Origin of the sequence: Nonomuraea sp. NPDC047529, assembly GCF_040642995.1 — a bacterium.
In the GTDB taxonomy this organism is placed as follows: domain Bacteria; phylum Actinomycetota; class Actinomycetes; order Streptosporangiales; family Streptosporangiaceae; genus Nonomuraea.
Window position 1 is genome coordinate 33004 of the sequence record NZ_JBEYTJ010000007.1, and the last position, 20372, is coordinate 53375.

General features: G+C 68.0%; 20 protein-coding genes. 5 read left to right on the forward strand and 15 right to left on the reverse strand.

The window, feature by feature from the left end; all coding sequences use genetic code 11:
• Positions 1–4: 4 nt before the first annotated feature.
• Positions 5–724, reverse strand: a complete 720-nt coding sequence (locus tag ABZ815_RS13295; RefSeq protein WP_357697299.1) for a GntR family transcriptional regulator — start codon at positions 722–724, stop codon at positions 5–7.
• A gap of 461 nt (positions 725–1185) precedes the next feature.
• Between ABZ815_RS13295 and ABZ815_RS13300 the strand changes: the two genes are divergently transcribed.
• Entirely contained in the window at positions 1186–2655 is a 1470-nt protein-coding gene (locus ABZ815_RS13300) for a histidine kinase N-terminal domain-containing protein (RefSeq protein WP_357697301.1), read from the forward strand.
• A gap of 141 nt (positions 2656–2796) precedes the next feature.
• On the opposite strand, the gene ABZ815_RS13305 is transcribed toward ABZ815_RS13300, so the two are convergent.
• Both ABZ815_RS13305 and ABZ815_RS13310 read right to left on the reverse strand, forming a co-directional pair.
• Entirely contained in the window at positions 2797–3051 is a 255-nt protein-coding gene (locus ABZ815_RS13305) for a WhiB family transcriptional regulator (protein ID WP_113705541.1), read from the reverse strand.
• Positions 3052–3323: 272 nt separating this feature from the next.
• On the reverse strand, positions 3324–4289 hold the full coding sequence (locus ABZ815_RS13310) for a diacylglycerol kinase family protein (protein WP_357697303.1): 966 nt from the start codon (positions 4287–4289) through the stop codon (positions 3324–3326).
• A gap of 89 nt (positions 4290–4378) precedes the next feature.
• On the opposite strand from ABZ815_RS13310, the gene ABZ815_RS13315 reads away from it, so the two are divergent.
• Positions 4379–4762, forward strand: coding sequence for a hypothetical protein (locus ABZ815_RS13315; RefSeq protein ID WP_357697305.1), 384 nt, complete (start codon positions 4379–4381; stop codon positions 4760–4762).
• Here ABZ815_RS13315 and ABZ815_RS13320 read toward each other — a convergent pair.
• From ABZ815_RS13320 to sodN, 3 genes are all read right to left on the reverse strand, one after another.
• Entirely contained in the window at positions 4759–5538 is a 780-nt protein-coding gene (locus ABZ815_RS13320; protein WP_352352343.1) for an RNA polymerase sigma factor SigF, read from the reverse strand. The genes ABZ815_RS13315 and ABZ815_RS13320 overlap by 4 nt on opposite strands.
• A gap of 17 nt (positions 5539–5555) precedes the next feature.
• Positions 5556–5981 (reverse strand): anti-sigma factor, encoded by a 426-nt coding sequence (locus ABZ815_RS13325; RefSeq protein ID WP_357697307.1) that lies wholly within the window; start codon positions 5979–5981, stop codon positions 5556–5558.
• 127 nt (positions 5982–6108) lie between these two features.
• Positions 6109–6510 (reverse strand): superoxide dismutase, Ni, encoded by a 402-nt coding sequence (sodN, locus tag ABZ815_RS13330; RefSeq protein WP_352331376.1) that lies wholly within the window; start codon positions 6508–6510, stop codon positions 6109–6111.
• An 89-nt stretch (positions 6511–6599) separates the two neighbouring features.
• On the opposite strand from sodN, the gene ABZ815_RS13335 reads away from it, so the two are divergent.
• A complete protein-coding gene (locus tag ABZ815_RS13335) occupies positions 6600–6893 on the forward strand; it encodes a S24 family peptidase (protein ID WP_357697309.1) in 294 nt (97 codons plus the stop codon).
• A 37-nt stretch (positions 6894–6930) separates the two neighbouring features.
• Here ABZ815_RS13335 and ABZ815_RS13340 read toward each other — a convergent pair whose 3' ends face one another.
• The 4 genes from ABZ815_RS13340 to ABZ815_RS13355 are packed head-to-tail and all read right to left on the reverse strand — an operon-like array spanning position 6931 to position 9843.
• Positions 6931–7359 (reverse strand): CGNR zinc finger domain-containing protein, encoded by a 429-nt coding sequence (locus ABZ815_RS13340; protein ID WP_357697311.1) that lies wholly within the window; start codon positions 7357–7359, stop codon positions 6931–6933.
• A gap of 55 nt (positions 7360–7414) precedes the next feature.
• Positions 7415–8158, reverse strand: coding sequence for an amino acid ABC transporter ATP-binding protein (locus ABZ815_RS13345; RefSeq protein ID WP_357697313.1), 744 nt, complete (start codon positions 8156–8158; stop codon positions 7415–7417).
• Positions 8155–8982 carry an amino acid ABC transporter permease gene (locus tag ABZ815_RS13350; RefSeq protein WP_357697315.1) on the reverse strand — a complete coding sequence of 276 codons (828 nt, stop codon included), beginning with the start codon at positions 8980–8982 and terminating at the stop codon, positions 8155–8157. Before ABZ815_RS13350 ends, ABZ815_RS13345 begins: the two co-directional genes overlap by 4 nt.
• A 3-nt stretch (positions 8983–8985) precedes the next feature.
• Positions 8986–9843 carry an ABC transporter substrate-binding protein gene (locus tag ABZ815_RS13355; RefSeq protein WP_357697317.1) on the reverse strand — a complete coding sequence of 286 codons (858 nt, stop codon included), beginning with the start codon at positions 9841–9843 and terminating at the stop codon, positions 8986–8988.
• A gap of 262 nt (positions 9844–10105) precedes the next feature.
• Here ABZ815_RS13355 and ABZ815_RS13360 point away from each other — a divergent pair, with 262 nt between their 5' ends.
• Both ABZ815_RS13360 and ABZ815_RS13365 read left to right on the forward strand, forming a co-directional pair.
• The gene (locus ABZ815_RS13360) at positions 10106–11314 is read left to right on the forward strand and encodes an NADP-dependent malic enzyme (protein WP_357697319.1); all 1209 of its coding nucleotides are present in this window, start codon (positions 10106–10108) and stop codon (positions 11312–11314) included.
• Positions 11315–11594: 280 nt separating this feature from the next.
• Entirely contained in the window at positions 11595–12953 is a 1359-nt protein-coding gene (locus ABZ815_RS13365; RefSeq protein WP_357697321.1) for a hypothetical protein, read from the forward strand.
• A gap of 42 nt (positions 12954–12995) precedes the next feature.
• Here the strand turns inward: ABZ815_RS13365 and ABZ815_RS13370 are convergent, their stop codons facing one another.
• The 5 genes from ABZ815_RS13370 to ABZ815_RS13390 form a co-directional block, all read right to left on the reverse strand.
• Entirely contained in the window at positions 12996–14540 is a 1545-nt protein-coding gene (locus tag ABZ815_RS13370; protein WP_357697323.1) for a hypothetical protein, read from the reverse strand.
• Positions 14541–14720: 180 nt separating this feature from the next.
• Positions 14721–16427 (reverse strand): hypothetical protein, encoded by a 1707-nt coding sequence (locus ABZ815_RS13375; protein ID WP_357697324.1) that lies wholly within the window; start codon positions 16425–16427, stop codon positions 14721–14723.
• 440 nt (positions 16428–16867) lie between these two features.
• The gene (locus ABZ815_RS13380; protein WP_357697326.1) at positions 16868–18472 is read right to left on the reverse strand and encodes a hypothetical protein; all 1605 of its coding nucleotides are present in this window, start codon (positions 18470–18472) and stop codon (positions 16868–16870) included.
• Between the two features lie 536 nt (positions 18473–19008).
• On the reverse strand, positions 19009–19803 hold the full coding sequence (locus ABZ815_RS13385; RefSeq protein WP_357697328.1) for an inositol monophosphatase family protein: 795 nt from the start codon (positions 19801–19803) through the stop codon (positions 19009–19011).
• Between the two features lie 30 nt (positions 19804–19833).
• Positions 19834–20148 carry a hypothetical protein gene (locus tag ABZ815_RS13390; RefSeq protein ID WP_357697330.1) on the reverse strand — a complete coding sequence of 105 codons (315 nt, stop codon included), beginning with the start codon at positions 20146–20148 and terminating at the stop codon, positions 19834–19836.
• Between the last annotated feature and the right edge of the window lie 224 nt (positions 20149–20372).

Here is a 20372-nt window from a genome sequence, read left to right on the forward strand (position 1 = left end):
GCGGTCAGGGACGCCGCAGGCGCGTGACGAACTTGTACCGGTCGCCGCGGTAGAGGGACTGCGCCCACTCCACCGGGTGGCCGTCGGCGTCGAAGGCGTGGCGGGTCAGCAGGAGCATCGGCAGGCCCACGTCCACGCCCAGGGCCTTGGCGTCGTACGGGGTGGCCAGGACGGTCTCGATGATCTCCTCGGCGTCCGTGAGCCGTACGTTGTAGGCGTTGTGCAGCGTCTCGTACAGGGAGGCGTGCACCTCCAGCTCCCGGCGCAGGCGGGGGAAGCGCCGCGCGGACAGGTGGGTGGTGTCGATGGAGACGGGCTCGCCGTTGGCCAGCCGGAGCCGGTGGATGCGCAGCACCCGGCCGCCGGGGTTGATGGCCAGCCGCCGCGCGAGCGCCTCGTCGGCGGTGATGTAGCCGATCTCCAGGATCTTGGTGTCCGGCTCCAGGCCCGCCGTGCGCAGGTCGCCGATGTAGGAGGTGAGCTGGAGCACCTGCGCGACCTTCGGCTGGGCCACGAACGTGCCCTTGCCCTGGATGCGCAGCAGCCTGCCTTCGACGACCAGCTCGGTCAGCGCCTGGCGGACGGTGGTGCGCGAGGTCTCGAACCGCACCGCCAGCGTGCGCTCGGGAGGCAGGGCGGTACCCGTGGGCAGGCTCTTGGTGAGCTCCAGAAGACTGCGCTTCACGTCGTAGTACTTGGGAACGCGGGGGCCGTCGTCGGTCACGCTCTCACCTTCACTTCTGGCACGGCGGTGAGGGCGTGTCTGATCACCGCGAGATCATCGGAACTCATATCGGCCCGAGCGGTCAACCATCTGGAGGGACGGCATATCCGCACGGAGCGCGCACACCACCAAGTACGCGCGAATCCGGGCAGCTCAGACTGATTGTGAAGGATATCCACAGCAGCGTGCGCGATCGCAACCGAGGCCGGTGCCGGGCCCGCGTCATCGAGGAGCCACCCGCCCGTGTCGATCACCTCCGGCATGCCCGTGAAGTCCCGTCATGGGGATCGGGCGACCCCGCCGTGTGACGGTTCTCACATCATGAGATTCCCCGAAAGTCGCGCCGGGTGCACGGTGGCGCACCCGTGTGCGGTGCGCGGAGTCCTTCCCCGGCCAGGAGCTGCGCATTCGATCAGGGGGTCGGTTTGGCTGTTGGCGGCCGAAGCACGCATGATGCACTCGTGCCGACTCTCAGCGACCTCGTCGCCCGCTACACCGCACTCGACGAGGCGGACCTCGACTGGCTGCACTCACTGGTCTCCGACTGGCAGCTGCTGGCCGACCTGTCCTTCGCCGACCTCATCCTGTGGGCGCCGCTGCTCGGCGAGAACGGCTGGATCGCCATCGCCCAGATGCGCCCCACCACCGGCCCCACCGTCTACCACGACGACATCGTCGGCAGCATGGCCGCCAAGGGCGAGCGCCACCTCATCGACACGGCCTGGAACGAGCGCCGCATCTGCCGCGAGGGCGACCCCGACTGGTCCACGGGGGTCCCGGTCCGCGAGGAGACCATCCCGGTGCGCCGGGCGGTCGACAACGGCGAGGGCCGCTTCCTCGGCGTCATCCAGCGCTCCACGAACCTCTCCTCGGCCCGCACGCCGTCCCGGCTGGAGCTGACCTACCTCCAGAGCGCGTCCGACCTGGCGCAGATGGTCGCCGAGGGGCGCTTCCCGTTCTCGGGGGAGGAGCCGATCCTGGTCCGTTCGCCCCGCGTCGGCGACGGCCTGCTGCGGCTCGACCGGGCCGGGCGGGTCACGTACGCCTCGCCCAACGCCCTGTCGGCCTACCGGCGGCTCGGCCTGCACGCCGACCTGGTGGGCGCCGAGCTGGGCCGGGTGACGGCGACGCTGTGCTACTCCGACGAGCCGATCAACGAAGACCTGATGATCGTGGCCAGCGGGCGCGCGGCCAAGGAGACCGAGGTCGAGTCGGGCGGCACGATCGTGCAGCTCAGGGCGATCCCGCTGATCGTCGGCGGCGGCCGCATCGGCGCGCTCGTCCTCATAAGGGATGTCACCGAGCTGCGGCGGCGCGAGCGCGAGCTGATGACCAAGGACGCCACGATCCGCGAGATCCACCACCGCGTCAAGAACAACCTCCAGACCGTCGCCGCGCTGCTGCGGCTCCAGGCGCGGCGCCTTCAGGTGCCCGAGGGCCGCGAGGCGCTGGAGGAGGCCGTGCGCCGCGTCGGCTCGATCGCCATCGTGCACGAGACGTTGTCGCACGCGCCGGAGGAGTTCGTCGACTTCGACGAGATCGCCGACCGGGTGATCGCGATGGCGGGCGAGGTGTCGGCGGCCGAGGCGGCGGTCACGCCGAGGCGGGTGGGGGCGTTCGGCGTGCTGCCCTCGCTCATCGCCACGCCGCTGGCCATGGCGCTGACCGAGCTGCTGCAGAACGCGTTGCAGCACGGGCGTCCCAAGCGCATGGAGGTGGTGGTCGAGCCCGCTCCCGACCGGCTGAACGTCACCGTCTGGGACGACGGGCGCGGCCTTCCCGCGGACTTCGATCTCGACAAGTCCACCAGTCTGGGGCTGCAGATCGTCCGCACGCTGGTGGAGGGGGAGCTGTCGGGCAGGCTCACGATCGAACCGCGCGAGGGGGGCGGCACGCACGTCGGGTTGTCGATCCCGATGCCGTCCGCGTGAGGTTCTGCAGGTCCGGGCGGCCGCCTCAGAGGTGGCGCGCCCGGTCCGTACGAGCCTGGCCGCCGCGTACGCGTCGCGACGGGGTCTTGGCGGAAACGTCGATCACGCCAAGCTGGACGGCTCCTGCGGGGAACAGCGGGGTCAGGCGGAGGCGCGGGCGCGGGCGCGGGCGGTGCGGCGCTTGAGAGCGCGGCGCTCGTCCTCGCTCAGACCGCCCCAGACGCCGGCGTCCTGTCCGGACTCCAGCGCCCACTTCAGGCACGCGTCGACGGCCGGGCAGGACCGGCAGACCTGCTTGGCCTCTTCGATCTGCATCAGGGCAGGGCCGGTGTTGCCGATCGGGAAGAACAGCTCGGGGTCCACGTCACGGCAGGCAGCTCGGTGGCGCCAGTCCATGCGTCCACTCCTTAGTAGATGGAACCTTTGGTCGGCTCCGTGCGGCTACTTTGTGAAGAGTTTCACTAACTCGCGCGAACAATTACCCGCATCCAGGTGTTGGACCGGGGTTGTCCGCCTGACAGCCGGAGGGCCTTGGGGTTGTTAAAGGTCCTACGTTCCGACGTCAGTGTTGAGCTTTTCAGCCACGCAGAGTGCACGCAAGAGGGTTGGGGCGAAGTTTTGGGGGTTATGGATGTCGGATGCGTCACACAATGACCGAATGTAACCGGCTAGACCAGAACTTGTAACGCGTTCGGGGTAGACCGGAATGTTACGGATTCGCGTTCGCCCAGGTAGTCCCCGTCCAGCTGGAAGGCCACGGGACGGTCGGCGGTGAGGGTGAACTCGGCCTCGTCGTGCAGCTGGACGAGATGCTTGCCGGACGGGACGGCGTCACTCTCCGTGAGGATCTGCCGGATCAGCCCGGCGATCTGGACTGGCCCCATCCGCCTCAGCCCGAGCAGGTCGAGCCCGGTCTCGAAGCTCGCCCACGGCGTCGGCGTCACCGGCTTGCCCCCCAGGTACGTCCACGGCGAGGTGTTGGTGATGATCGTCATGAACACTCCCTCGGCCGCCGGGATGCCCGGCCCGGTCAGGGTCATCGGAGCATGCCGCTTGTCCGTGGCCAGATAGTGCCGCAGAGCGGTGTTCACATACCGGGCTGGGGTAGCTTTCCTCCCCGTGCCCCGCAGGCCCTCCACGGCCCGCACGACCTCGGCGTCGTACCCCATGCCCGCGCAGAACGTGAAATACCGGTTGTGCCCCTCCCACAGCGCCTGCCCCAGGCCCACGGTCCGGCGCCGGCCCTCGCGCAGCGCCTCCAGGACCGCGCCGGTGGCCTCGACCGGCTCGTTCGGCAGGCCGAGTGAGCGGGCGAACACGTTCGCGCTGCCGCCGGGGATCACGATGAGGCCGGGGCGGCCGGAGCTGGGGTCATCGGCCGGCGGGGTGTCATGGCCGTTGACCGGGTTGAGCAGGCCGTTGACGGTCTCGTTGATCGTGCCGTCGCCGCCGAGCACCGCGACCACGTCGAACCCCTTGGCATGGGCCGTGGCCGCCAGTGTCGCGGCGTGCCCCCGGTAGCCGGTCTCCTCCACCGACAGCTCCACGGCCGCGCCGAGCGCGCGGATCAACACGTCTCTCGTGCGGGCGTTGGTGGTGGTGGCCTTGGGATTGACCAGCAACATTGCGCGCATATCGCCAGCGTAGCCGCTGATCGCCGACCTGCTCGGGGTGGGGGAACATCCCCGGCGGGACCGGACCCCGGGGCGGATAGGGTTTGGCTGTGTCGAAGCGTCCGTGGAGTTTGCTCGTCGCCGCCGTCGTCGTGGCCCTGGAGGGGCTCGTCGCCCTCGGGCTCGGGATCTACGTAGCGGTGGAGACGGTGGTGAGCACGCCTGACAGTCTCACCACGGCCATCGCGGAGTCGGCCTTCGGGCTGATGATCGGGGCCGGGCTGCTCTGGGTCGCCTGGGGCGGCCTGCTCCGGGCGGAGCGGTGGGGGAGGTCGCCGGGCGTGCTGGCACAGATCTTCCTGCTGCCCGTCGGGGTCACGCTCATCCAGTCGGACCAGCCACTGATCGGCGTTCCGCTGATCGTGGTGGCCCTGACCGGGCTGGTGGCGCTGCTCGCGCCCCCCACCACCCATGCTCTCTACGGGGACGGTTAGTCCTCCGCGGTCAGCCCCTCGCGCAACTGGGCGAGGGTACGGGCCAGCAGCCGGGACACGTGCATCTGCGAGATGCCGAGCTCGGTCGCGATCTGCGACTGCGTCATGTTCCCGAAGAACCGCAGCAGCAGGATGCGCTTCTCGCGCGGCGGCAGCCGTTCGAGCAGCGGCTTGAGCGACTCGCGGTATTCGACGCCCTCCAGCGACTCGTCCACGATGCCCAGCGAGTCGGACACCGCGGGGGCGTCGTCGTCGCCGGAGTCGGGCGCGTCGAGGGACACCGTGGAGTAGGCGTTGGCCGACTCCAGGCCCTCCAGCACCTCCTCCTCGGTCATCTTGAGGTAGGCGGCCAGCTCGGCGACCGTGGGCGCGCGGCCCTCGCGCTGCGACAGGTCGCTGATCGCCTTCGTCAGCGAGAGCTTCAGCTCCTGCAGGCGGCGCGGCACCCGGACCGCCCAGCCCTTGTCGCGGAAGTGCCGCTTGATCTCGCCGACGATGGTGGGCGTGGCGTAGGTGGAGAACTCCACCCCGCGCTTGAGATCGAACCGGTCGATCGACTTGATCAGGCCGATCGTGGCGACCTGGGTGAGGTCGTCGAGCCACTCGCCGCGGTTGCGGAAGCGGCGGGCCAGGTATTCGACCAGAGGAAGGTGAAGCTCGACCAGCTCATCCCTGATGCGCTGGCGGCGCGGTTCCTCGGGACCCAGCTCGGCCAGCTCGGCGAAGAGCAAGCGGGCGCGAACCCTGTCGGGCACGGCGTGTTCGCTGGTGGCCATGGCTCCAGTCCTTTCCGTCACGCCGGCCTCGCTGCGCCTCGGCGCTTACGCAGGACGATCGCCATGCGGTCGGGGGAGTCGGTCACGGCGTCGACGTCGTCGGCCAGGGCGGTCAGGACCATCCAGGCGAAGTCGTCGCGCTTCGGGGCGGAGTTGCCTACCGTGGCCACCTCGACGCTGACCTTCATCACGTCGCCGGTCAGCTCGAACTCGGCGGTCAGGTCGGTGCCCGGGACCGCCTCGCTCAGCAACATGGCACACGCCTCGTCGACCGCGATGCGCAGATCTTCGATCTCGTCCAGGGTGAAGTCGAGCCGGGCGGCCAGGCCGGCGGTGGCCGTACGCAGCACGGACAGGTAGGCACTCGCGGCCGGGAGCCTGATGCTCACCACGTCACGGATGCCGGCCACGCCCTCCGGACGCGTCTCGGTTTCCTCGGTCACGTTCCTCCTCGCGTTTCCGACGCCAACTGCAACTTACCGCTCCCGGGAGGTGCTTGGCGGATTCAGACTCGCCATCAACGGAAAAGGCTCTGTGCGGTCTGGACCGCACAGAGCCTTTTGTGCCGATTTAGGCGGCCTTGGTCTCCCAGAAGATCTTGGAGATCTCGTCGATCTTGGCCAGGAGCTCGTCGGCCTTGCCGCCGTCGACGGTGCCCTTGGCGGCCGCGGCGCCCGCCAGCTTGGTGGCCTCCCAGAAGAGCTGGTGCAGCTGGGGGTACTGCTCCAGGTGCGGCGGCTTGAAGTAGTCGGTCCAGAGCACCCACAGGTGGTGCTTGACCAGCTCGGCGCGCTGCTCCTTGATGATGAGCGCGCGGGTACGGAAGACCGGGTCGTCGCTGGCCTCGTACTTCTCCATGATCGCCTTGACCGACTCGGCCTCGATCCGGGCCTGGGCGGGGTCGTAGACACCACAGGGCAGGTCGCAGTGGGCGGAAGCGACATGCTTGGGTCGTAGCAGTCGTGCGAGCATCAGAAAGTCCTTCCTTGATGCTGAATCAGCTTGGTCCACAACCGACCTTACTCGGGTCCCAACGCCTGTGGAGTAGGGGGTCTCTGCCCATGAGAGTGCGTGTCGAGGGCGATTCGATGCGTCCCGCGCTGGTTCCCGGCGACTGGCTCCTGGTCCGCCGGGGAGCCGTCGTCCATCCCGGCGACCTCGTCGTGGCCAGGCTGCCCGGCGATCCCGATCAGCTCATCGTGAAACGCGCCCAGTGGCACGGCGAGGGCGGCTGGTGGCTGGAGAGCGACAACCAGCGCGCCGGCGGGCGCCGGGACAGCTGGGACTTCGGGCCGGTCGAGGAGATCGTCGGGCGCGTCGTGCTGCGCTACTGGCCGCTGGTGCGCCGCAGCTGACCTCTCAGGCGACCGCTGCGACCCCGTGGGCGGCCCCTCAGCCTTCTTGGGCGCTCCTGCGGCGCCGGTAGGCCGCCACGTTCGCGCGCGTGGCGCAGCGGGAGGAGCAGTAGCGGCGGGAGCGGTTGGAGGAGGTGTCGAGGAAGGCGCGGGCGCAGCGCGGCTCGTGGCAGCGGCCCAGCCGGTCGGCGCCCAGCTCGGCGACGACGGCGGCCAGGCCCATCACCGCGCTGGCGGCGGAGTCCTCGGCCAGATGGAGGTGCCAGCCCTGGCCGTCGTGGTCCGACAGCCGCGGGTGCACCGGGTAGCGCACCAGCAGGGCGTTGAGGCGGTCGGCCACCGAGTGCGCGTCGCCCGCGGCGTCGAACACGGCGGCCAGCTCGGCGCGCAGGCCGGTCAGCTCCGGGGGCGGGGCGGGATCGTTGATCAGGCGGACCGCCCACTCCGCGTAAGAGGTCAGGTCCATGCGGGAGTATTACACGAGTTGCCGGGCCCCCGGCACCTCCGGGGGCCCGGAAGGGTCACTCCTCCGGGTGCAGCACCCGGTGCAGGAACGTGCGGGTGCGCTCGTGCTGCGGGTCGCCGATCACCTGGGCGGGGTCGCCGTCCTCGACGACGACGCCGCCGTCCATGAAGACCACCCGGTCGGCCACCTGGCGGGCGAAGCCCATCTCGTGGGTGACCACGAGCATGGTCATGCCCTCCTCGGCCAGCTTGCGCATGACCGTGAGCACGTCGCCGACCAGCTCTGGGTCGAGCGCCGAGGTCGGCTCGTCGAACAGCATCAGGTCGGGGTTCATGGCCAGCGCCCTGGCGATGGCCACCCGCTGCTGCTGCCCGCCGGAGAGCTGGGTGGGGTAGGAGTCGCACTTGGCGCCGACGCCCACCTTCTCCAGGTTCTCCCGGGCCACGACCTCGGCCTCCCGCTTGCCGCGCTTCAGCACCCGCTGCTGCGCGATCATGACGTTCTCCAGCGCCGTCATGTGCGGGAACAGGTTGAACTGCTGGAAGACCATCCCGATGCGGCGTCGTACGTCGTCGATGTCCACGTCGGGGTCGGTGACCTCCACGCCCTGCACGAACACTTTGCCCTTGGTGGGCTCCTCCAGCAGGTTCACGCAGCGCAGCAGCGTGGACTTGCCCGAGCCGGACGGCCCGATGACGCACACCACCTGGCCCGGCTCGACCGTCATGTCGATGCCCTTGAGCACCTGGTTCTTGCCGAAGTACTTGTGCAGGTCTCGTAGCTCGATGGCGTGCGTCATTGGCTCCTCCGCTTACGCCCCTCAAGCCGGGACGCGAGGTAGCCCAGCGGGATCGTGACGATCAGGTACGTCACGCCGGCGACCATGATGGGCGTGGCGTTGGCGTACTGGGAGGCCAGGTCGTTGCCGAACTTGGCCAGCTCGACGTACTCGCCGGAGACGCCCAGGAACAGCACCAGCGAGGAGTCCTTGAGCAGGGAGACGAACTGGTTGGTGGTCGGCGGGATCACCATGCGGATGGCCTGCGGGATGACCACCGTCACCTGTGCCCGGGTCGCGGACATGCCCAGCGACCTGGCGGCCTCCGTCTGGCCCTTGGGGACCGCCTGAAGGCCCGCGCGGAAGACCTCCGCCTGGTAGGCGGCGCCGACCAGGCCGAGGCCCAGGATGCCCTGTCCGTACGTGCCGAACGGCACCTCGAACCCGGGCAGCGCCAGCGGCAGGAAGGTGATCATCAGGAAGATCAGCAGCGCCGGCAGGCCGCGGAAGATCTCGATGTAGACGACCGCGATCCACCGGTACGGCCGCACCTGCGACAACCGCATGAGCGCCAGCAGCAGCCCGGCCACGAACGAGACGACGAACCCGCCCACCGTGTAGATGATCGTGTTGCGCAGCGCGACCGTGAACAGGTCGGGCAGCGCCTGCTTGGCGACGTCGGCCTTGGCGAAGTTCTGCGCGAGGCTGGCCCAGTCCGCGTACAGGACCACGGCGACGAGCGCGGCGGCCAGCACGACGTACTGGACCGTACGCGTGATCTGCTGTTTCTTCCGAGGGCTGAGCCCGGCACGGCCGGGCTCAGCGGTCTTCGGCTGGTCGGCCATGGATCAGCCCAGCTCGCCGGGCTTCTTGCCGAACCACTTCACGTAGATCTTCTCGTAGGAGCCGTCCTGCTTGGCCTTGGTGATCTCTTCGTTGATCGTCTTGAGCAGGGTCGGGTCGGCGCCCTTCTTGAGGCCGATGCCGTACTGCTCGCCGGTGTCCAGGCTGGCGACCAGCTCGAACTTCTCGGCGATCTCGGGCTTCTTCAGCCAGGTCAGCACCACGGGAAGGTCCTGGACGATCACGTCGGCCTGCCCGGCCTGGAGGGCCAGCAGCTCCTTGGCCGAGTCGGCGTACTCGGTGGGGTTGAAGCCCTGCTTCTTGACGTAGTCGAGGCCGGTCGTGCTGGCCTGCGCGCCCAGCTTGAGGTTCTTGGCCTTGACGTCCTCCAGCGACTTCGCGCCCGAGCCCTTCTTGGCCAGCAGGGCCTGGGTGGCGTCGAAGTAGGGCTCGGAGAAGTCGATGTTCTGCTTGCGCTCGTCGGTGATCGTCATGCCGGCGGCGGCCACGTCGCACTTGCCCGCGGCCATGGCGGCGCCGCTCTTGATCACCGCGAAGTCGATGTCCACGATGTTCTGGGTCACGCCCAGCTTCTTCGCGGCGAGGTCGACGATGTCCACGTCGAACCCGACGATCTTGCCGCTGTCGTCCTTGAACTGGAACGGCTCGTACGGGATGTTCGTGCAGACCGTGAGCTTGCCGGGCTGGACGAGCTTCACGCCGCCGGCCGCGGAGGAGCTCGCACCGGTCGTGCTGCCGGAGGAGCCTCCGGTGTCGCTGCCACACGCGCTGAGGGCGAGAGCGGCGGTCAGGGCGAGCGCGCCGACAGCGTAGCCACGGCGGCCCTGGGGGCTGAGGGCCATGTACGGCCTCCTCGAAAGAGTTATGCCACGTAACTTGCGTTTTGTGCAGTTTAAATGGGGTTTAGCAGCGGTCCGTCATCCTGCGTTTAACGATGCGTCAACGGAACGGCGTCGGCTCCGACACCATCGACCATCTCACCATGTGGCACTATGGGGAGACGGGTGACCCCCGTAACCCCTCAGAGACGACCGACGAGGGGAGCCCGGCAGCTACCGAAGCCGGCCCACTCGCGCTCGTACGCCGATGGTTTCGTCCGTTCCGATGAATACTGGGGTCGCTGTGTCTGCCACACCCGCTTCTGCTTCCGTCGAATCGCTCGACCTCGATCCGGCCTTCGCGCTCCACCGCGGGGGCAAGCTGGAGGTCCGCTCGACCATTCCCGTCCGCGACGCCGACGACCTGTCACTCGCCTACACGCCCGGCGTCGCCCGGGTCTGCACCGCCATCGCCGAGACGCCTTCGCTGGTCAACGACTACACCTGGGTCTCCAACGTGGTCGCCGTCGTCACCGACGGCACCGCCGTGCTCGGCCTGGGCGACATCGGGCCGTCGGCCGCCATGCCGGTCATGGAGGGCAAGGCGTTGCTGTTCAAGGAGTTCGGCAACGTCGACGCCGTCCCGATCTGCCTCGACTGCACCGACGTCGACGCGCTCGTCGAGACCGTGGTGCGTCTCGCGCCGTCGTTCGGCGGCGTCAACCTGGAGGACATCAGCGCCCCGCGCTGCTTCGAGGTCGAAGACCGCCTGCGCGACCTGCTCGACATCCCGGTCTTCCACGACGACCAGCACGGCACCGCCATCGTCGCGCTGGCCGCCCTGCAGAACGCGGCCCGCCTGACCGGCCGCACGCTCGGCGACCTGCGCGCCGTCGTGGCCGGCGCGGGCGCCTCCGGCGTCGCCGTCACCCGCATCCTGCTGGGCGCCGGCATCGGCGACATCGCGGTCGCCGACTCCAAGGGCATGATCTACGAGGGCCGCGAAGGGCTCAACCCGGTCAAGCAGGCCCTGGCCCGCGACACCAACCGGGCCGGCCACACCGGCTCCACCGAGGAGGCCCTGGCGGGCGCCGACGTCTTCCTCGGCCTGTCCGGCTCGACCGTCTCCGAGGCGGCCATCGCGTCGATGGCCCCCGACGCCATCGTCTTCGCCCTGTCCAACCCCACCCCGGAGGTCCACCCGGAGGTGGCCGCCAGGCACGCCAGGGTGGTCGCCACCGGGCGCTCCGACTTTCCCAACCAGATCAACAACGTCCTGGCCTTCCCCGGGGTCTTCCGGGGCGCGCTCGACGTGCGGGCCACGACCATCACCGAGAACATGAAGGTGGCCGCCGCTCAGGCGCTGGCCGCCGTCGTCGGCGACGACCTCTCGGCCACGTACGTCATCCCGAGCCCGTTCGACCCGCGCGTGGCCCCGGCCGTGACCGCCGCCGTGGCCGCCCAGGCCCGCGCCGACGGCGTCGCCCGCGCCTGATCCACACTGTTGCGAACGGGGGCCGATCGGCCCCCGTTCGCCGCTTTTTCGCGCTTCCTCGCAGGTCGGAGGGCATTGCTGTTTCCCGGCCGCGGCGTGGGTAGGTGAGTTCCCCGTCCAGGGGAACCGGATGCGGATCCGGATCCCGAGCAGGGCTGGCGGAGGGATTGCGATGGAGTTCGCGTGACCTTGGGGAACCGCCGGAAAGCCTTTACACAACGTGCTATAACAATAGCGCTCTGTAAGGATGTGGGCGCCGACTCCTGTGACGAGGAGAGCGATGGAACGCGAGCCTAATCGATTGCTGCAGCAGCTCATCGCGGAGGCAGGTTTCTCCCACAAGGGATTGGCCCGGCGCCTCAACGATCTCGGAGCCGCGCGCGGCACGCCGGGCCTCAAGTACGACCACAGCTCGGTGCTGCGGTGGATCGGCGGCCAGAAACCACGGGATCCCGTCCCGTGCCTGCTCACGGAGATCTTCGCGTTGCGGCTCGGCCGCCCGGTGAGCTCGGAGGATCTGGGCATGCCGACCAACATCACGCCCCTCGACCTCGGTCAGGAGTTCACCCACACGTGGCAGGAGGGGGTCGCGACCGTGACGGCGTTGTGGCGGGCCGACGTAGAGAGACGGAGGTTTCTGATCGACTCCACCTTCGCGATCGGAGCAGGCTCCGTCGGAGCCATACGGTGGCTGACGGCGCCCGCCGACGGGCGTCCCAGCGGCACCGGGGCACGCCGGGTGGGCCGGGCGGACATCGCCGCGATCCACGAGGTGACCCGGTCCTTCGGCGAGCTCGACAACCGCTTCGGCAGCGGCCGGGTGCGCTCGTCCGTCGTGAAGTACCTCGACACCGCCGTCTCCCCCCTGCTCAAGGACGGCAGCTACGGCGAGTCCACCGGCAAGCAGCTCGCCGCCGCGGCCGCCGAGCTGACCCGCCTGGCCGGCTGGATGGCCTACGACATGGAGCAGCACGGCCTGGCCCAGCGCTATCTCATCCAGGCCCTCCGCCTGGCCAGGGGCGCCGACGACCACACCCTGGGCGGCGAGATCCTGGCCGGCATGGCCCACCAGGCCATCTACATGGGCCAGCCCGCCCACGCGCTCGACCTCGCCAGGGCCGCCCAGCTCGCGGCCCGGCGGGCCGGCGTCCAGACCCTGCTGGCCTCCGCCCAGGTCCTGGAGGCCCACGCGCACGCGGGTCTCGGCGACCCCAGGTCCTGCGGCGCCTCCCTGCACCAGGCCGAGCTGGCCTTCGACGCCCGCAGGCCCACCGAGGAGCCGCGCTGGCTCAGCTACTTCGACGAGGCCTACCTGTCGGCCAAGTTCGCCCACTGCTTCCGCGACCTGGGGGAGGGGGAGCGCACCGTGCGGCTGGCGCGGCGCTCCCTCGACATGGACACCCGGTACGTCCGGGGGCGCATGTTCAACCTGTCGCTGCTGGCGGCCGGGCTGCTGGAGTGCGGCGAGCTCGACGAGGCGTGCCAGGCGGCGGGGAGCGCGCTCTCGCTGGCGGGGGAGCTGCAGTCGGCGCGGTCCCGGTCGTACGCGGCGGATCTGCGGCGGCGGCTGGAGCCCTTCAAGAACGAGCGGGCCGTGATGGCGTTGCGGGAGCGTACGCGCGAGCTGACGTCCGTGTGATGCCCCGGGCCGCCTTTCCTGGCGGTCCGGGGCATCGCTGCGCTACTTGAGGAGTTCGCCGTTCGGGCCGACGATGCTCTTGGTCTCGGCGTAGTTGGCCTTGTTGTAGACGTCGGCCACCTCGCCGTCGAAGTAGGCGGAGCTGATGTAGTCGATCCGGTCGTTGCCGTCCTGGTCGTGGAACATGCTCGTCACGCCGTTGACGTAGCCGGTGCGCTTGCCGTTGTCGTACTTCATGAGCCAGGGGCCGCCGTCGGCGCCGCCGGTCATGGAGCACTTGAGCACCTGGTGCTCCTCCACCCGGAAGGTGTTGACCTGGTACGTCTTCGTGCCGGTCTTGCCGGAGCACCACTTGGGGGTCACGCCGGTGTAGGGCTTGTCGCCGTCGGGGTGCGGGTCGCCGGGGTAGCCGAAGACGGTGACCTTCTGGCCGCGCGGCTGGTTCCACGCGAAGCCCTGACCGCCGACCACGTCACCGAGCCGGCCCATGTCCTTGGCCATGCCCATGAAGTAGTGGTCGCGGAAGTAGCGGACCGTCTTGCCCGCCTTGACCCATTGCTTGAGGTAGTAGTGCGTCTCGAACCAGCCGGTCTCGGTGCCGTTGGCGTCCTTGGTGACGTCGAGCTTGCCGAGGACCTTGCCGTCGGCCTTGTCGGCCACGAGCTTCTTGTAGGTCTCCTGGCTGATGGGCGTGGGGCCGACCTTCTCGTACTGCTCGCCGTTCTTGTCGTCCCGGGTGCCCGCCGGAGCCTTCGCGTAGTCGGCCTCGGTGACCTCGACCCTGGTCAGGGCCTTCTCGCCCTTGTAGTCGTGGCCCACCTTGTCCGGGGTGACGTCGAAGTCCTTCGACCAGTACGGTCCCGCCGAGCCGTACTTCTCCCGGCCGGTGTCGTACTCGTCCTTCTTGACCTCTTCCTGGTCGATCCACTTGTCCCCGCCCCAGGCGGTGAACTCGCTCTTGGTGACCTCTTTGCTGCCGGTCAAAGAGAAGCCGTTGTGCACCGCGACGAAGGCGAAGTCGCCGTCGTAGTCGTCGTAGGTGTCGAGGTCGTAGGCCGTGAAGGCGTAGGCGCCGACGTAGACGCCCCAGGGAGCCTTGCCCTGGTAGTAGCCGGGAACGAAGATCCACTTGGCGTAGACGTCCTTGCCCGTCTCGTACACGCAGTGGCCGGCGGTCGCCACGAGGTTGCGGTAGCGGGCCTGGACGGAGGTGGCCGAGCACCAGCGGTGGCGGCCGGCGCTGTCGACGAAGAACACCTTGCCGATGGTCTTGGGCAGGTTGACGTTCTTGCTCGCGCTGGGCTTCGGCGCGCTCGTGGCAGCGGTCAGGCCGGGCTTGCCGTCGGGGGCGCCGTCCTTGCTCTGCGTGGCGACCAGCTTGGAGACGTCCTTGGCGTCCCAGTGGTACTGCGTCGCCTTGCGCAGGGCCGCGCCGTTCGCGCCCAGCCAGAACTTGGCGGTGCTGTACGCGTCGGCGGGCTTCGGCATGAGGTTGTCGCTGACCCAGCTGGGGACGGCGCTGGAGGGGTGGGCAAGCAGGGCGGCGCTCAAGCCGGCGGCGGCGAGGGGGATGAGCAGGCGCTTCAAGGGAGGCTCCACGAAGTTGTCAAGAATGGCGTAAAGACACTATCGGCCCTTTAGTCACTCTGGTAAGGGTTACTGTCTCTTTCGCCAGAAAAGGCCGAAGGGCCCGGCAGATGCCGAGCCCTTCGGGTGAAGCTAGGTTGAGCGGAGGTTTGGACCCTCAGCCCGTGATCATCCCAAGGATTAGCTGTCAGCCTTGGGGATGATGCTGCCCGACCACACGTTCGCCGCGGCGGCGTAGACCGAGTTGGTCTCACCGTCGAAGTACGGGGAGGACATGTAGTCCCAGCGGTCGTTGTTGTCCGTGTCGTACAGAACGCTGGTCACGCCGTTGACGTAGCCCATGCGCTTGGCGTTGCTGTACTTGAGGAGCCACGGGGCGCCGTTGTAGCCGCCAGTGACGGCGCACTTCAGCGAGATGTGCTCTTCGATCTTCAGGCTCGGGACCTTGGTGGCCTTCGCACCGGTCTTGCCGTAGCACCACTTCGGCGTAACGCCGGAGTAGGGCTTCGAGCCGTCGGGGTGCTTGGCGTAGGGGTAGCCGAAGGTACGGACGTACTTACCGGTGGGCTGGTTCCACGCGAAGCCCTGACCGCCGACGTTGTCACCGAGGCGACCGACGTCCTTGATCTCGTGCTCCGAGACGAAGTAGCTACGCAGGAAGAACTTGACCGACGTCTTCTTGTACCACTGGTTGAGGTAGAAGCGCGCCACGTAGTAGCCGTCGTTCACCGCGTAGGTGTCGCGGCCAAGGGTGAGGGTGTCACCCTTCTTGTAGCCCTGCGCGTTCGGCTCCTTGCCCGCAGCCTTGTCGGCAACGAAGGCCGCGTACTCCGACTCAGTGACGGGCTTGATGTCAAGGCCGTAGTAAGTCTTGCTGCCGCGGTCCGCGCCACCACGCTGCAGGTGCGGGTGCGAAGACGTGGTGATCGTCGTCTTCTTGTTGTAGGCGCGGTCGCCGTTCTTCTGGAAAGCCTCGTTCTCGCTCTGCGGGTCCGAAGCAGCAGTCCAGCCGGCGAGGTTGGTCTCGTCAGCGGAGAGTTCCTTCTGGGCCGCGGGGTAGTCGTTGCCGACCTTGTCCGCAGTCTTCTCGGAGCTCTTGTAGACGACCGGCCCAGCCTTCGGGTCCGAGGCGGGCTCGGCCTTGCCGTACTTGGCCTCGAGGCCCGCAACGTCCTCGGCCTTGACCTCTTCGTCCTCGAAGTACGTCTTGCCCGGGTGCTTCAGGTACTCGGCCTTGGTCACCTTGGTGGACTTGTTCAGCACGCCGCCGACACCGTTGTAGACGGTGACGAACGCGTAGTCGCGGTCGAAGTCCTCGTAGTTCGAGAAGTCGTAGTGCGTGAAGGCCTGCTTGCCCACGTAGATGCCCCAGGGAGCCTTGCCCTGGTAGTAACCCGGGACGAACACCCAGCGGGACACGACCTCGTCGTTGGCGGCGATGTCGTACACGCAGTGACCAGCCGTCGCAACCAGGTTGCGGTAGTTCGACTGGATCGAGGTGCCGGAGCACCAGTACAGCTTGCCGTCGCGGCCCTCGAAGAACACCTTGCCGATGGACTTCGGCAGGTTCACGTTCTGCGACTTGACCGTGGTGGTCTTCTCGGCGCCGATCGGCGGGGTGGAGCCGGGCTTGCCGTCAGCGACGTACCCGCCCTTCTGCACGATCTTCTTGACGTCCTTGTTGTCCCAGTAGTAGGCCGTGGCCTGCCGCAGGGCAGCGTTGTCGGACTTGGTCCAGAAGTCCAGGATCTCGGCGGCCTTCTGCTGGCTGGCAGCCAGAGCGGCGTTGTCGACGTCCGGGTCGGCCTGGGCGGCACCGGCGAGACCGGCGGCCAGCAGACCGGTGGCCAGAATGGCGCCACCGGCGGGGAGGAGGATGCGCTTCAAGGTAACTCCTTGCGCTGTCGTGGAACGCTTCTTGCGTCCCATGCGTCAGTAAAGGGATAGCCAGGAACATACAGTGTCGATCTTGAGATCCGGTAGCCGCTTTGAGAGGAAAAGATGCGACAAGCCGGGCGTTATCGTTCTGTGATGTTTAGGCTGATGTTGCGCAGGAGTTGAATGAAGTCGGGCTTGAGACTGTTTGCCCTGATCAACATAAAGAAGGTGTGAGGAGGGCGGGCGGGCTCGCCGATCGCGCGCGATCCGGTCCGCTTGGGCGATGTGACGCAGATCACATTAGGTTGATGGCACCGATTCGGCGTCGCGTGCGTCCAACCGCCTTCACTTTCCGGGCCGGAAAGGCTGAAGGGCCCGGCGGATGCCAGGCCCTTCAGTTGCTAACGGTTCTCACGAACGGTCAGAGCCGGTCGTTGGGAGAGCCGCCCTTAGACGATCTTGCCGGACCAAACGTTGGCAGCGGCCTTGTAGACGACGTTCGTCTCACCGTCGAAGTACGGCGATGAGATGTAGTCCACGCGGTTGTTGCCGTCCTGGTCGTTGAAGGTGCTGGTGACACCGTTCACGTAACCGAGGCGCTTGGAGTTGCTGTACTTGAGGAGCCAAGGACCACCGTCGGCGCCCTCGGTCATGGCGCACTTGAGCGCCACGTGCTCCTCGATCTTCTTGGCGGCCGAACCGACCAGCTTCTTGGTGGTCTTGCCGTAGCACCACTTCGGCGTGACGCCGGTGTAGTTCTTGTGGCCGTCGGGGTGCGGCGCGGCCGGGTAGCCGAACACGCGGACGTCCTTGCCGGTGGGCTGGTTCCACGCGAAGCCCTGGCCACCGACGTTGTCGCCGAGGCGACCGTAGTCCTTGCCCGAGATGTCGACGACGTAGTAGTCCTCGACCCAGTACTTGATCTGAGCGGTGGTCTTGATCCACTTCTTGATGAAGAACTGCTGCTTGTACCAAGCGATCTCGGTCTTGCCGTCCTTGCCGAGCTCGGCACGGACCTCACCGAGGAACTTGCCGTCAGCCTTGGCGGACTTGAGCGACTCGTAGTCCTCCTTGCTGACGGGGACCTCGTTGCTCAGACGCTCGAACTTGTCGCCGTTGTCCCAGCCGGTGCCGGCCGCGGTGTACTGCGACTTGTAAACCTCGGCGCCGGTGAGCTGGACACCCTTGGTGGGGCCCTCGCCCTTGATGTAGGCGTCGATGTTCTTGTCGGTCACGTCACCCGGCTTGGCGACGGTCTCGACCTTGGGGTCGACAGCCTTCGACTTGAAGGGGCCGTCCTGGCCGTACTTCTCGAAGCCGGCGTCGAACTCTTCCTTGGTGATCGTCTTCTCTTCGACGTAGCCGATGCCGCCCTTGGCGACGTGCGACTTGTACTCGCTCGGCGTGACCTTGGTGGTCTTGCCGCTGAGGGAGACGCCGTTGTACACGGTGACGAACGCGTAGTCGCGGTCGTAGTCCTCGTACACGTCGAAGTCGTAGTGGGTGAAGGCCTGCTTGCCCACGTAGATGCCCCACGGAGCCTTGCCCTGGTAGTAACCGGGGACGAAGACCCACTTGGACAGGACGTCGGCGTTGGCGCCGGTGTCGTAGACGCAGTGACCGGCCGTGGCGACCAGGTTGCGGTACTTCGACTGGATCGAAGTGGCGGAGCACCACTTCTTCTCGCCCTTGCCGTTGACGAAGAACACCTTGCCGATGGTCCGCGGCATGTTGACGTTCTGCGTCTTGGCGGTGGTCTTCTTCTCCTCACCAATCGGGGCGGTGGACCCCGGCTTGGTGTCGGCGCTGTAGCCGCCCTTGCTCTGCAGCTTGGCGACGTCCGCCTTGTCCCAGACGTTGGACTCGGTGGCGGCCTTGAGGGCGGCACCGTTGTTCTCGGCCCAGAACTGGGCGATGGCCTTCGCGTTGGCCGCGCTCGCCGCCATCGCGTCGGTGGAGACGTCGCTGTCGGCCGAGGCCGTGCCGGCGAGGCCGGCGGCCAGGAGGCCGGTAGCCAGGATGGCGCCACCGGCGGGGATGAGGATGCGCTTCAAGGGAACTGCTCCTTGCTCTGTCGTGGGTCGCAACATGCGTCCCATGCGTCAGTAAAGGGATAGCAAGGAACATAGCCAGTGATCTCCGCAGGTGAAAGCCGTTCTGACGCGATCGGTAAGCGCCGTTTCCGCCGTTACCGTGCTGTTATCTGTCAGAGGCTTTAGCGTGACGTTACCGGAAGGTGATGTTTTCGCTGGCCCTGTAGGGAATTTGACCATTGGAACGAAAGTTCCGTTAGTGGCCTGTCGCTCTCTGTGACCGGTTGAATGTGACTCAGATCACAGGAACCAGATTTAGGGCTCATCCGTCTAAATCGGTCCATCGTTCACAGGTGATCTTCAGGTTCGCGTCGGGAGCCCTCAGGATTCGACAATCTGGCCGATTTCGCAGGGGGTGTGGGGGCAACCTGACCGCTCGGTCCGTGTGCCTTTTGTGCCTTTTGTCGGTATTGGGCATGGCAAGGCGCCGCCGGGATCTCCGGCGGTGCGTCTTCAAGGGGGAGCTCGTCCCTAGGCGGCCCCGCGTTCGCGGGGTGTCAGGGGAGAAGGAGGGGGCGAACCGTCTGCCAGGAGGCTTCGTCGGCGGCGGCGAGCAGGCCGGCCTTGGGGATCGACGGGCTGTACGGGGTGCCGTCGAGGTGGCGGGTGGTTCCGCCGGCTTCCGTCAGCAGCAGGACGCCCGGCGCGTGGTCCCAGGGCAGCGTGCGGTGGAAGAGGAGGAAGTCCTGGTCGCCGTTCAGGAGGCGGGGGTAGTCCACGCCGGCGCACTTCGTGCCTGGCGTGAGGGCGGCGAAGCGGTGGGCGGCTGAGCTGACGTGGGCCTTGGTGGCGTCGTCCAGGAAGCGGGTGAGGGCGGCGCCGCGGAGGTGGGCGGGGTCGGCGGGAGCGGGGACGCGGTGGACGGGGATGCCGTTGCGCCAGGTTCCGGAGCCGAGCTCGGCGACGTAGACGTCGTCCTCGGCCGGGCGCACGACCCAGGACGCGACCGTCTCGCCGGACCGGACCAGGGCCGCCATCACCGCGTACTCGGGGCGGCCGGCGACGAAGTTGGCCGTGCCGTCCAGGGGGTCGACGAGCCAGGCCGTCGGGGCGTCCTGGAGGGCGGAGAGGAGCGCGGGGTCGGCGGCGGTCGCCTCCTCGCCGACGACGGGGGCGTCCAGGAGGTCGCGGAGGCGGCGGCTGATCAGGTCTTCGGCCTCGTGGTCGGCCACGGTGACCACTTCGCCCGGCGTCTTCTCGGAGACGTCACCGGCGGCGAGGGCGCGGAATCGGGGGAGGATCGCGATCTCGGCGGTCTCGCGAAGGATCTCGGTCACCGCGTCGATCAGCATGGGTGTCATGTTAGACATCGGGCCCTTACGTCACTGAAGAGGGGTTTGTCGGTAAGGGCGGTGGATCGGGCATGGGTGGGAGATGTGTCGGTTCGGGCAGCAGATCACGCCGATCGTGATGAATCGTCCGCGCTGGAGCCATTCGCCCCACTGCACGTCGATGCCTCGGGGGAGCAGGTCGAGGGCCGTCGCAAGCCGTTCCTCAAGGGGAATCCGCTCGGGCGGGTGGAGTTGGTCATGCGTCTTTCCGTACTCGGCCGCCATCCACCTGGTCGCCGGTTCCGGTTCCTCGAACGTGGCCGCGATGCGCGCCGCCGGTTTCGCCAGCCAGTCGCCCGTGCGCATCGGAGGGAGCGTCGAGGTGGGGAAATCGGGGGAGCTTGGACGGCGTTCGGCCTCGTTCCCGCGGTCGGCGCCGGAGCCGGTCCACAGGTAGGCGTGCCAGTGCATGGGTGCTCCCCTACGGTCGGCGGGCCGGCCCCCCCCCGGGCCGCCGGGGGGGGGCGGGCGGGGCGGGGGTTGGGGTGGTGGTGGGGATGCCCGGGGCGCGAAGCAAGGTAACGGTGGAG